General features: G+C 33.1%; 14 protein-coding genes and 1 pseudogene. 10 read left to right on the plus strand and 5 right to left on the minus strand.

The features are described 5' to 3' along the window. Positions 1–145 precede the first annotated feature (145 nt). On the plus strand, positions 146–1321 hold the full coding sequence (gene alr, locus ACUL40_RS02295; RefSeq protein WP_065382148.1) for an alanine racemase: 1176 nt from the start codon (positions 146–148) through the stop codon (positions 1319–1321). A 22-nt stretch (positions 1322–1343) separates the two neighbouring features. Here alr and ACUL40_RS02300 read toward each other — a convergent pair. From ACUL40_RS02300 to ACUL40_RS02310, 3 genes and pseudogenes are all read right to left on the minus strand, one after another. Continuing rightward, positions 1344–1606: pseudogene (locus ACUL40_RS02300) on the minus strand (class I SAM-dependent methyltransferase); the annotation flags it as partial. Continuing rightward, positions 1607–2476 carry a GNAT family N-acetyltransferase gene (locus ACUL40_RS02305; protein WP_000354420.1) on the minus strand — a complete coding sequence of 290 codons (870 nt, stop codon included), beginning with the start codon at positions 2474–2476 and terminating at the stop codon, positions 1607–1609. A 23-nt stretch (positions 2477–2499) separates the two neighbouring features. Continuing rightward, positions 2500–3378: a nitrate reductase gene (locus ACUL40_RS02310; protein WP_033695494.1), complete on the minus strand. Its 879-nt coding sequence runs from the start codon at positions 3376–3378 to the stop codon at positions 2500–2502. Between the two features lie 399 nt (positions 3379–3777). On the opposite strand from ACUL40_RS02310, the gene ACUL40_RS02315 reads away from it, so the two are divergent. Continuing rightward, positions 3778–4986 carry a macrolide family glycosyltransferase gene (locus ACUL40_RS02315; RefSeq protein ID WP_000024494.1) on the plus strand — a complete coding sequence of 403 codons (1209 nt, stop codon included), beginning with the start codon at positions 3778–3780 and terminating at the stop codon, positions 4984–4986. A gap of 180 nt (positions 4987–5166) precedes the next feature. Next, positions 5167–6012, plus strand: a complete 846-nt coding sequence (locus ACUL40_RS02320) for a YitT family protein (protein WP_000755126.1) — start codon at positions 5167–5169, stop codon at positions 6010–6012. Positions 6013–6101: 89 nt separating this feature from the next. Here ACUL40_RS02320 and pdxR read toward each other — a convergent pair whose 3' ends face one another. Further along, positions 6102–7517 carry a MocR-like pyridoxine biosynthesis transcription factor PdxR gene (gene pdxR, locus ACUL40_RS02325; protein ID WP_000348026.1) on the minus strand — a complete coding sequence of 472 codons (1416 nt, stop codon included), beginning with the start codon at positions 7515–7517 and terminating at the stop codon, positions 6102–6104. A 129-nt stretch (positions 7518–7646) separates the two neighbouring features. On the opposite strand from pdxR, the gene ACUL40_RS02330 reads away from it, so the two are divergent. Together ACUL40_RS02330 and ACUL40_RS02335 are read left to right on the plus strand one after the other, a co-directional pair. Next, positions 7647–8069: a GNAT family N-acetyltransferase gene (locus ACUL40_RS02330; protein WP_001101108.1), complete on the plus strand. Its 423-nt coding sequence runs from the start codon at positions 7647–7649 to the stop codon at positions 8067–8069. Between the two features lie 173 nt (positions 8070–8242). Then, positions 8243–9370, plus strand: coding sequence for a metallophosphoesterase (locus ACUL40_RS02335; protein WP_000721379.1), 1128 nt, complete (start codon positions 8243–8245; stop codon positions 9368–9370). A 20-nt stretch (positions 9371–9390) separates the two neighbouring features. Here ACUL40_RS02335 and ACUL40_RS02340 read toward each other — a convergent pair whose 3' ends face one another. Then, positions 9391–10017: a DUF1648 domain-containing protein gene (locus ACUL40_RS02340; protein ID WP_001065171.1), complete on the minus strand. Its 627-nt coding sequence runs from the start codon at positions 10015–10017 to the stop codon at positions 9391–9393. Positions 10018–10153: 136 nt separating this feature from the next. Here ACUL40_RS02340 and ACUL40_RS02345 point away from each other — a divergent pair, with 136 nt between their 5' ends. Genes ACUL40_RS02345 through ACUL40_RS02365 form a run of 5 tightly spaced genes read left to right on the plus strand, consistent with a single transcriptional unit; the run spans position 10154 to position 12579 of the window. After that, positions 10154–10720, plus strand: a complete 567-nt coding sequence (locus tag ACUL40_RS02345) for a GNAT family N-acetyltransferase (RefSeq protein ID WP_001181784.1) — start codon at positions 10154–10156, stop codon at positions 10718–10720. A 6-nt stretch (positions 10721–10726) separates the two neighbouring features. Beyond that, positions 10727–11287, plus strand: a complete 561-nt coding sequence (locus tag ACUL40_RS02350) for a 2'-5' RNA ligase family protein (RefSeq protein ID WP_065211638.1) — start codon at positions 10727–10729, stop codon at positions 11285–11287. Continuing rightward, the gene (locus ACUL40_RS02355; protein WP_000221050.1) at positions 11284–11769 is read left to right on the plus strand and encodes a GNAT family N-acetyltransferase; all 486 of its coding nucleotides are present in this window, start codon (positions 11284–11286) and stop codon (positions 11767–11769) included. The genes ACUL40_RS02350 and ACUL40_RS02355 overlap by 4 nt, the downstream gene beginning before the upstream one ends. A 12-nt stretch (positions 11770–11781) precedes the next feature. Further along, the gene (locus ACUL40_RS02360; RefSeq protein WP_000688072.1) at positions 11782–12147 is read left to right on the plus strand and encodes a cupin; all 366 of its coding nucleotides are present in this window, start codon (positions 11782–11784) and stop codon (positions 12145–12147) included. A 3-nt stretch (positions 12148–12150) separates the two neighbouring features. Then, the gene (locus tag ACUL40_RS02365) at positions 12151–12579 is read left to right on the plus strand and encodes a GNAT family N-acetyltransferase (RefSeq protein ID WP_000584239.1); all 429 of its coding nucleotides are present in this window, start codon (positions 12151–12153) and stop codon (positions 12577–12579) included. Positions 12580–12737 lie beyond the last annotated feature (158 nt).

Consider the following 12737-nt stretch of genomic DNA (forward strand, 5'->3'; position numbering starts at 1 on the left):
ATAGTTTCTTGAGGATATTATATCATACTCAAAATTCCGAAAATTCTAGTAGTTTGACTAGCATAATGAAAAGTATTATATTGTAAAAGGTCATATGAAACGTGAAATAGAATGGAATGCAATTATTGAGTTAGGAGTTAGACCAATGAGTTTGAAATATGGAAGAGATACAATTGTAGAAATTAACTTAAATGCTGTAAAACATAATGTAAAAGAATTTAAAAAACATGTAAATGATGAAGAAATTAAGATGATGGCTGCTGTAAAAGCGAATGGGTATGGCCATGGGGCAGTTGAAGTTGCCAAAGCTGCAATTGAAGCAGGAATACATCAACTTGCAGTTGCATTTGTAGATGAAGCAATAGAATTAAGAGAAGCAGGAATTACTGTGCCGATTTTAATTTTAGGATACACACCAGTAGCGGCTGTAGAAGATGTAATTCAATATGACGTTATGATGACTGTTTATAGAGTAGAAGATTTACATGGTATAAATGAAATTGCAAACCGTCTTCAAAAGAAAGTACAAATTCAAGTGAAAATTGATACAGGAATGAGTCGTATCGGTTTACAAGAAGAAGAAGTTAAACCATTTTTAGAAGAATTAAACCGTATGGAGTATGTAGAGGTAGTAGGGATATTTACGCATTACTCTACGGCAGATGAAATCGATAAATCATATACGAATATGCAAACAAGTTTATTTGAAAAAGCTGTTAATACAGCGAAAGAATTAGGAATTCAAATACCATATATTCATAGTTCAAATAGTGCGGGATCAATGGAATTAAGTAACACATTTCAAAATATGGTACGCGTTGGAATAGGAGTGTACGGTATGTATCCGTCAAAAGAAGTGGATCATTCAGTCGTTTCTTTACAGCCTGCGTTGTCGTTAAAATCAAAAGTAGCTCATATTAAACATGCGAAGAAGAATCGTGGTGTAAGTTATGGGAATACGTATGTAACAACTGGTGAAGAATGGATTGCGACTGTACCAATTGGTTATGCTGATGGTTATAATCGTCAATTATCTAATAAAGGCTATGCGTTAATTAACGGGGTTCGAGTACCTGTTATTGGCCGTGTTTGTATGGACCAGTTAATGTTGGATGTTTCAAAAGCGATGCCAGTACAAGTAGGAGACGAAGTAGTATTCTACGGTAAACAAGGTGAAGAAAATATCGCAGTAGAAGAAATAGCGGATATGTTAGGTACAATAAACTATGAAGTTACATGTATGCTAGATAGAAGAATTCCGCGTGTCTATAAAGAAAATGACGAAACAACTGCAGTTGTAAATATATTAAGAAAAAACTGAATCATTTCGATTCAGTTTTTTTATTCATATCAAATGCGAATATACCCTCGTTATGTAATACGGAGTAAACTTTGTGAAACACGCTTTTTAGTTCATCTAAATTAAACTATCACCGGCAGAGATGACCAGTCCCGCAACAAAGATCTAATATACGAGAGTAGGGAAGAGCATCTTGTAAAACGAGGCTGGGTAGGAGTATTAAACAAAATGTCTCCAATGTTTATTATAGATGTTTGCTAAAATATCATAATTAGAATAAATTGTTTTTTTAACATATGTATTCACCTAAAAATTCATTAAATTATAATAGTCATGCCTCGTTTTAATTTCAAAACCACATTGTGTATATAGTTTTAAAGCGTGGATATTTTTTGTTTCGACGTCTAATTCAATTGTTGAAACTCCTTCTGTAATAAGGGTATGTACTATATTACAAAGAATATCTTTTCCGTATCCTTTACCTTGATAAGAAGGATGAACGGCGAATCCTGATAGTGTAGTAGATTGCTCTTGTTTAGAAACTGTAATTGTTCCTATCACTTTTTCAGCAATAAGGGCACTGTAAACTTGATGGGAAGATGAATTCATCATTTTTTGTAACCATGCAGTCGTATTTTCTACTGAATCACCAAAAGCTTTACTAGAAATTTTAATAAGATCAAGAAGTGATTCTGAAGTTGCAAGAGTAAGCTGTATATTATTATCTGTTGTTTTTTGAATTTCGTTTGTTTTGCACTCCATACTATATTCACTATATAAATATGGTAACTTCATATGTTTTACAAATTCATTCCCAGAAATAGAATCCCCATTAATAATAAGAAGAGCTTCATCTGTCTCTCTATTTTGTATTTCTTTCATTGCAGTTTGTAAAAGGATAGTTCCGAAACGTTGTTTTCTAAAATGAGGATGTACAAAGCCTATTAGTTCAAGCTTTGTTGGTCTTTCGAAATCATACATATTTAAAGCGCCAATTAATTGAGTACCGTTATAAAGAAGAAAATCGTTTATATAATCTTCATTTCGATTTTTTAAAAAGTTGATATGTAAATCTGAAGAGTAATCAAGATTGTCTTGTTGCCCACAAATATAAGCCAAATCCTTCATTTGCTGTATTTCACTTTCTGTTACAGAACGCTTTTTCTGAATATCCATTGTATACTCCCTCTCATTCGTATTTAAAAATAGGATGGGTGACTTAACCATTTTTTTAATTCCACATTACCTTGCACAGATAACAGTCGGTATAAATAACGATAAGGCTGTCTATATTCTTCTAAGTGAGGAATAGACATAATTGTTTCGTAACCACTTTTAAAGGCATGTGCTTCTTTTTCGGTAAGTACATATTCTAGTCCGATAAAATCAAGTTCTCGCGGAGCAACAGCGTAAGCTTCAGTATCTACTAAACCCGTAATAGTTGTACCATCAGATAAAAATTGAGTAGGATCCATATCAATTAAGACGAGTGTAGATTCCTTTGGTACGGACAGGGAAGAAAGTTGTGATTCAAAGGTAGGGAATGCATTTTTTATGCTTTCATCATCGGAATAAAACATATTCACAAGCTCTTTACTCACGTTTAAAATATGTGATTGGAATTCATCTAGTGGAACTTGGAACGTGCCTGACGGATTTCCTATGAAATCGGCTTTAAATTTATGTATTTCTGCAAGTCCTTTTCCTAGGCTGAATAAAATAGAATCTGGTTGCTCGATAAAAGATTGAACTGTGTTACCTACTAACTTTTCGACCACCACAAATTCACGGCTATTTAAAACATGTTTTTCTAATATTGTTGGGATAGGAAGATTCGTATGTTCTTGCAGCAATGTATGTACAGTTTCTAAATGATGGACGTTCCTTGGATCAATTCCAAATAGATTTTTACATCCCCACCAAAAATCATTATTTGGTTCTTCATTCATTTTAGAAGCACGAACGATAACTTCTGTATCTTCTGTTTGAACGAGAAAAACATCACTTGCATGATCTTCATAACCTGGGTGCAAGGCTTGAACGGATAGAATAGGTGAATTGAATAGTTGTTGTAACATGAAAAGACTCCTTTTTCTGTAAATTCCATAAATTCATTATATAACAGATGATGTGTTATGAGGATAAAGATAAAAAGATAGACAGCATACTTACATTTATAGTGAAAACTCATTAAAAATATTATATTTCTCTATTTTTGTATGAATTGTCTAAAAATAATGGTGGTAATACTTGAATGTAAGACTCGTATCTTTAAATCTATGAAGAGTAAAAGTAAAATTAAGCATTCATTTATAAGATTGTGAATCACAATAATGTAGACTATAGAAAATATTTCTCAATAATAAAATGAAGAGAAAAGCATGAAGAAGTAGAATGCATTCATTTATAATAGACTTAAATTAATTAATATAATTAATTGTTAATTTTATTATATTAATTGAATAGGAGAGAATGTTATGGCAAATGTACTCGTAATAAATTTTCCTGGGGAAGGTCATATTAATCCGACTTTAGCTGTTGTAAGTGAGTTAATTCAGCGAGGGGAAACAGTTGTTTCTTATTGTATTGAAGATTATAGAAAGAAGGTTGAAGCAACAGGTGCGGAATTCCGAGTGTTTGAGAATTTTCTCTCTCAAATTAATATTATGGAACGAGTAAATGAAGGTGGGAGCCCTTTGACGATGCTATCTCATATGATTGAAGCATCAGAGCGTATTGTTACTCAAATTGTAGAAGAAACAAAAGAAGAAAAATATGATTATTTAATATATGATAATCATTTTCCAGTAGGACGTATTATAGCGAATATTTTACAATTACCAAGCGTTTCATCCTGTACAACGTTTGCTGTTAATCAGTACATTAATTTTCATGATGAGCAAGAATCGAGACAAGTAGATGAAATGGATCCATTATATCAATCTTGTTTAGCGGGAATGGAAAGATGGAATAAGCAGTATGGAATGAAATGTAATAGTATGTATGATATTATGAACCATCCTGGTGATATTACGATTGTATATACTTCAAAAGAATATCAGCCACGTTCAGAGGTATTTGATGAATCGTATAAATTTGTAGGTCCATCAATTGCTACTCGAAAAGAAGTGGGGAGTTTTCCTACCGAAGATTTAAAAAATGAAAAAGTGATTTTCATTTCTATGGGAACAGTTTTTAATGAACAACCTGCTTTGTATGAAAAATGTTTTGAAGCGTTTAAAGATGTTGATGCGACAGTCGTATTAGTCGTTGGTAAGAAGATAAATATAAGTCAATTTGAAAATATCCCGAAAAACTTTAAGTTGTATAATTATGTCCCGCAATTAGAAGTTTTACAGCATGCTGATGTATTCGTGACACATGGTGGTATGAATAGTTCGAGTGAAGCGTTATATTACGGTGTTCCATTAGTTGTAATTCCGGTAACAGGAGATCAGCCATTCGTTGCAAAACGATTGACTGAAGTAGGGGCAGGCATAACACTTAATCGTAACGAGTTAACCTCTGAATTGTTACGTGAGACTGTAAAGAAAGTAATGGATGATGTGACGTTTAAGGAAAATAGTCGTAAAGTGGGAGAGTCGCTTAGAAATGCTGGTGGATATCAAAGGGCAGTTGAGGAAATATTCAAATTAAAAATGAAGCCGTACGTAAAGATTAAATAGATGTTAAAAACACACTTACTTTTAATTTGTAAGTGTGTTTCTAGTATTACGCGTTACATGTGTTACATAAAAATAGCGATAAAGGTGAAACTTTTCTGTATATAAATCGATACCTTTGAATTAGTAGTAAAATTACGTTAAAATAATACTAAGAAAATATATAAGTTTTGGGGGTAATGAATGAAGAAAGTATTTGAATACGTATTATTAACAATTGGCTCAATTATAGTAGCAGGTTCATTAGAGCTTATTTTAGCACCTAATGGATTAGTAGATGGCGGGGTAACGGCTATTGCTATTATGGCAAATAAAGTCGCAGGATTGCCGCTTTATGGTGTGTTCTTAGGAATTAATATCCCAATTTTATTATTTACTGCAAAAGTAATGGGAAAGAAGTTTTTTATCCGTACATCTTATGCGAATGTAGTTACAACACTCGGATTAATTTATTTAAAACCATTTCCAGCAATTACGACTTCTGAGTTATTAATTGTACTTTATGGTGGAGTACTGTTTGGAATTGGTGTTGGGATTGTTGTTAAAATGGGTGGAGCAATTGACGGTTCGGAAATGTTAGCAGTTTGGATGAATAAACACTTTAATGTACCGATTAGTACATTTTTACTTGCAGTAAATGCAGTTATTTTCATCTTTGTTGCCATTTTATTTTCAATCGAACAAGCGATGTTCTCGTTAGCAATTTTCTATATTGTTACGAAGATGATTGATTTTATACTAGATGGTATTAATCAAGGTAAGAGCGTTATGATTATTTCTGGTAAGAATAAAGAAATAGGCGATTTACTTATGAAAGAATTGCAACTATCTGTTACGTATCTACATGGAGAAGGTGGTTTTTTAGGGGAGCATAAGAGAATCATTTATTGCATTACAAACCGATTCATTTATCCGAAAATGAAAGATCTCGTTCTCTCTGTAGATCCAACCGCTATAATTGAAGCTTCCTATTCAACAGAAACGACTGGTGTGAAACGTCCGGGAAGGAAAGCTAGGTCAGGTGAATAACTAGAAGAAGGCTGTCCAAAAAGTTATTTTGGAACAGCCTTCTTTTTTATTTTGTTGAATTGTTAACATGTTACAAGTTAAACCCACTGTTAACAAGTTTCCTTGCAACTAGGAAACCAAGCGTCTTTCAATAATATAGCCAACGTTTCAATTTTATTTTCCGGAATACTACCAAAGCCGAGTAATACGTATGATTCCTTACGTAAATCATTCACGAAATCATATGGAGAAAGTGGGTATAATTTAACGCTTTGTTTTTTAGCGGATTCAATCAGTTCATTTTCATTCATACTGTTATTTACACATAAAACAATATGAAGTCCGGACTGTTCGCCAAGAATTTGAACATTAGCCCCCATTTCTTTCGTAATGGATTTTACTAACGTATGATGTTTTCTTTTATATAGTGTACGACTCCGATTAAGGTGACGTTCCCAATTCCCGTTTTGTATAAAGTTAGCAAAAGCAAGTTGTTGTATTGTAGCGACTGTTTGTTTGAAAATTCCATGCAGTTCTTGGTATATCTTTAAAAGGTGTGGTGGTAAAACAACATATCCCATTCGTAAAGAAGGTAAAAAAGATTTTGAGAAAGTTCCCATATAAATAACGCGTTCATTTGAATCAAGACTTTGTAAAGAAGGAATCGGCTTACCAGCGTAGCGAAACTCTCCGTCATAGTCATCTTCAATAATGTATCCATTGCAATCATTAGCCCACTTTAACAATTCTAATCTTCTAGATAAAGGCATAATAATCCCGAGTGGAAATTGGTGTGATGGTGTAACGTATGCGACATTGGAATTTGTATTGTATAAACTAGAAATATCAATCCCTTTTTCATCCAATGGTATGGGATGAATTTGTCTATCACAGCTTTTAATAATTGCGTGTATACGGTGAAATCCAGGGTTTTCAATGCCGTATTCTTTTGTAGGGCCAAGCAGTTGAAGCAGTAGCCAGAGAAGTGGCTGTGTTCCGGCGCCGATCACAATTTGATCAGGTGAAGAATGTACACCGCGAGAATGATATAAATATATTGATATATGCTCTCGAAGAGCGAATTCACCTTGAGGATCTTCTTTGGCAAATAGTGCATTTTCGTATGTAAGTATGGATTCTTGTAATGCTCGTTTCCAATTTGTAATCGGAAATGCATTTTGATCAATAAGCCCTTGGCTACAATCATATTCAAATTTTTCTTCTATCAAATTGTTCGTCTTCTTTGCTGCATTTCGTTTTTTATTTGGGATAATGTCAATATCGAAATTTGCTACAAAAATACCACGTTTCGGTTTACTTTCTGCATAACCTTCAGCTAATAACTGTTGATAAGCTGATTCAACAGTAATGCGGCTAATATTAAGTTGTGATGCTAAATTTCTGTGTGAGGGTAGACGTGTGCCAACAGAAATAGTCCCTTGTATAATTTCAGCTTTTATATATTCGTAAATTTGCAAGTAAATAGGTGTGTTACTTTGTAATTGCAATGGGATAGTAAAATCCATATAAAACTCTCCTTTAAAACTGGCCTTATAAAAAACACTTAAACTGCCACTTAAGTAAAGGGCAGTTGCTTTCTATAATAATGATATAACATTTAGAAAATTATTTAAATAGTTAAGGGAGAGTTAAAAATGAATGTTAAAGAAGTAGTAACAGAAGAGCAATTACATGACGTATTACCTGTTTTACAGCAATTAAGAACGAAACTTTCAAAAGAGGAAACAAGCTCTTTATTTCGAAATATGAAAGAAGAAAATTATAAACTATTTTCGCTGCGTAATGAGGATGATGAAGTTGTTAGCCTTGCAGGTGTAGCAATTTGTACGAACTTTTATAATAAGAAACACGTTTTCGTATATGACCTTGTAACAGCAGAAGCACATCGTTCAAAAAGACATGGGAAAGTATTACTTTCGTATATAGAGAACTGGGGAAAGGAAAACGAATGTGAGTCTATCGTCCTCACGTCAGCATTTTCAAGAATTGATGCTCATCGTTTTTATGAAAGAGAAGGGTATGATAAGGTGAGTTATTCTTTTCATAAAGAATTATAAAAAATAAGAAGAAGTTGTCCCGCAAAAGTTGGGAACAGCTTCTTCTTATTTTTTAAGTTATTATTAAACCGTAAATAGGTTGTAAGTTATGGTATATGTATTTGAAAAGGTTATATAGTGTATTTTGTCGAATTGTTTTAATTTAATAAAGAGAATGATTGGAGCGCTTATACTTGAAAAAAATAAAGAAACTATCAATCCCTAATGATGCTAGAGTTATCGTCATATCTGATATTCATGGAGAATTAAATCTTTTAAAAGAAGCACTACATAAAGTTAACTTTAAAGATGAAGATTATTTAATTATTAATGGAGATCTTTGCGAGAAAGGACGAGATAGCGTAGGCGTAGTAAACTACGTTATGAATCTTGTAAAGAACAATTCAAAGGTTCACGTTGTTGAAGGGAATTGTGAAGTTTTAGTTGATGCTCTTCTAAATGAAAATCCTGATCTTATTAATTATTTATGTATGAGAAAGCACTCGATTTTTAATGAATGGCTAGAGCGATTAGGTTTTTCAGTTCATGAGGGCACTTCAATTCGTGAAGTGAAAGAAGCATTGTTAAGTGAATTTTCACAAGAACTATATTGGCTAACAGAGTTGCCAACAGCGATTGAAACAGAAGATTATATTTTTGTGCATGCCGGTCTAGAAGATAGAGTAGATTGGAAAGAAACAGAGCGCAAAAATGCGATAGCAATGCCACAGTTTTTTAATAAATCACATAAAGCAAATAAGTATGTAATAGTTGGTCATTGGCCTGTCGTGAACTATTCTGAAGAAGCACCGTCTAACAATCCAGTTATTGATAAGGAGAAAAAAATTATTGCAATTGATGGAGGAAATGCAATTAAAGAAGCAGGGCAATTAAACGTATTTATTATTCAGAGGAAACAAACCGGCGATACGTTTTCTTATACATATGTAGACTATTTTCCAGAGTACGAAGTAATAGCGGATTTTAATGCGAATTCAGAAATGCAGGGCGGAGTGACATATCCGTATTATTACATAGAGCCTATCGAGAAGATGCAAGATTACACCGTATGTAAACAAAAGGAAACGAATAATTTACTCACTGTAAAAAATGAATATATGAAACAACTTGAGTCAGGTGAATATACAGTGAAAACCGATATTTCTTGTGCGCAAATAAGCGTTAGGAAGGGAGATATCGTTTCTCTCATTGATGATAGCTGTTCAGGATATGATTTAATTAAAAAAGATGGCGTAGAGGGTTGGATAGGGAAAGGGATTTTAGTTGAGATAGAAAAAGTGAAAAATAAAACATTAAGCTGAAATAGGAGGGGTATAACCTCCTATTTTTTTAAAGGAGTAGATTGCTTGCTGTCTTTAATAAGTAAATAAATCGTACTCGGCAGAATGATAAGCGTCATTCCTAAAAGAATTGCTAGTATAGCATAACCTCTATAGGGAGCAGGAACGATAAAAGGAAGTATCGCTAAAAAAATACCTGCTATCATCATTGAAATACTACTAATATTTGAAGCTCTTTTTTCAAGGTGCTTATCATTCCATTCTAATGAAACGGTTGATTTAGTCGTATCAATTTTGGAACTGAAATAACCTATTAATATAAATAAAAGCCCTAATGCTAAAAATATGAAATGATCAAGAGGAAGTGAAAAGCCAAGAGCAATGAGGGCGATGACAATATCGACAAAAAATAAGAATAGTAACATTGTGTTGCCGATCCAATGGAGAAATTTCTGGTTATTCGCTACTTTAGATAAAGCCAAAAATACAAAGAATAAGAAGGAACATATAATTATATTTACGATTACAAAAGTGCTTTTATCCATTGTTGATGTAGGCGTTCCATTGAAGTCCCATTTCGTAACAATATTTGATGGTAAGAAGAAATAGAGAATAATATTTGTCGTAATAATAGTGAGAAATAAAGCAATACTAAATCGATTATTCACTAAATCACCAGCTTTCTAAATCAATAATTGGTATCTAATAACAAAATTATACAATATAATAAATGATATTAGTTTTGATTTTTCTGAAAAAATATTATAATTATATATGAAATAAAGAGGAATGCAGGAGGGAATTATGCAAAACGTTATATTAAAGGGGAAGAAAGTTACAATTCGTACAATAGAAGAATCAGATATAAAAACATTATGGAATATCGTATTTAAAGAAGAAAGCCCAGAATGGAAGAAATGGGATGCGCCATATTTCCCGTTCTCAATGCAAGAATACTCTTCCTATAAAGAGAAGGTGCAAACTCGTTTGCAAGAAGAACCACTGTCAAATTTAATTATAGAAAATAACGGTCAAATTATAGGGACGGTCGGATTTTATTGGGAGCATAAACCGACGCGTTGGCTGGAGATGGGAATTGTTATTTATAATCCAACTTACTGGAATGGTGGATACGGTACAGAAGCGTTAACGTTATATCGAGATTTATTATTTGAAAAGATGGAAATTGGTAGAGTAGGGCTCACGACTTGGTCTGGTAATGAACGAATGATGAAAGTAGCGGAGAAAATAGGAATGAGCTTAGAAGGTAGAATGCGAAAGTGTCGTTATTATAACGGAACATACTATGATTCTATTCGAATGGGCATGATTCGTGAAGAATGGGAAGCGCTATGTGTAACGAAGGGGTGAGAAAGATTGTACGCTATTATTGCTACATTTGATCGTGTGTTTACTCATAAAATTACAGAACTGCAAAATGAATTAACAAATGTAATTGGAACAAATCAATTAGCTGGAGTAGAACCTCATATAACGATTGCGGATTATAATGAGTTAGATGTTCATTTGTATACGGAGAAACTAGGGGAGTTTGTAGCTATTCAAGAAAATATAGACGCAGTAACTTTTCCTTCTGTTGGAATTTTTCCTACTAATGGAACGGTCTTTCTAGCGCCGACCGTTACCGATGAATTGTTAAAACTTCATTATTCTTATCATGATTATTTTAAAACTTTTCATGACAACCCAAATTCATATTACGTACCGGGAAAATGGGTTCCGCATTGTACAATTGCAAATAGATTACATACAAAGCAGTTTTTAAGTGTAATGGAATATATTTATGGAAAGTTTAATTTTGCAACAGCTTCAATTGAGAAATTAAAATTAATTAAGGTGAATTATGAAAATGGTTCTGCCGTTTCTTCTAGTATATTAGCAGAATATAATTTAAAGAGAATGGAGACATCGAGATGACATATATAATTAGAGAAATGAAGCAAGAAGACATTCACGCTGTACAATCAGTAGCAAAAATAGCTTGGCATGATACATACGAAGGCATTATTCCAAGAGAAATTCAAGATAGTTTTTTAGATGAGGCATACTCTGATGAAAAAATGAAATATCGTCTTAAAAATACGCATTTATTCGTTGCGGAAGAAGAAGGAGAAGTAATAGGGTTTGCAAACTTTTCACCTGTTAGACTACAAAACGAAGCAGAATTAGGTGCGATTTATTTGTTACCAGATCAGCAAGGAAAAGGGATCGGAAGTGCTTTATTACAAAGAGGGATTAAAGCATTAAATGGGATACGGAAATTGTACATACATGTAGAAGCAGCAAATGAAAAAGGAAAACGCTTTTATGAAGCGAAAGGTTTTGCTGAATTAGAGCAATTTGAAGAAGACTTTGAAGGACATATGATGCAGACAGTAAGGATGGTTTTATACGTATAAGGAGGACTAGTAATGAAAATTTTTGATTTTAGTGAAAAAGTAGGAAAGCACCTATCAGTATTTCAATCTAATTTCATCATGTCAAAAATATTAAACCATCAAGGAAATATACATATCGGTGCTATGCATTTACACGAGAATGGAATCATCGGTAATCATGAAGCAGTTGTATCTCAACTGCTTCTTATTGTGGACGGGACAGGATATGTATGTGGAGTAAATAAAGAAAAGATAAAGATAGAGGCGGGACAAGCTGTGTTTTGGGAAAAGGGAGAGCTCCATGAAACAAGTACAGAACACGGATTAACGGCAATTGTTATGGAAGCGGAGAATCTTGAACAAGCGATAGTAATGCCTATTATTCAAGGGGAGTTGTGAAAAATGATAATTAAGGCGAATCAAGAAGATACCAATGAAATATTAAAATATGCGGCTCAATCGCTTTTTGAAGGGACGAGAGGGAATTGTCAATTAAGTACCGAGAAAGCAATTGAGATTACAAAGCCGATTGTAGAAAAAGGAGCATACTATTTAATTGTTAAAGAAGAAAATAAAGTAATGGGATGGATATTAATAGGGGGAAATACAGACTATTTTTCTCGTGAAAAACTTGGATTTATATATGAATTGTACGTTTTCCCAGAATATCGCGGGAGAGGATTATCGCGAGAACTGATGGAAGCTAGTATTAAGGAATTAAAGGAGAAGTATTCAGAAATTCGGTTGAATGTATTTGCTGGGAATTTTGCAAAAGAGATGTACGAAGAGTTTGGGTTTGTTGAAAGGCAGGTCATTATGACTTTGAAGTGAGTATTATAGTCTGAATGGGAGAAAATAATGATTTAGTGGCTACTTTCTCGCTGGGATTTAAAGTGAATAAGTCCTTATAAATATATAAAATAGATGGTTTGCCTTTATTTTATAGTAGATTTATAGAGTGTGCTTAAAAAAAAAAATTAGTATTATAC

Source organism: Bacillus sp. KNSH39 (assembly GCF_052656585.1).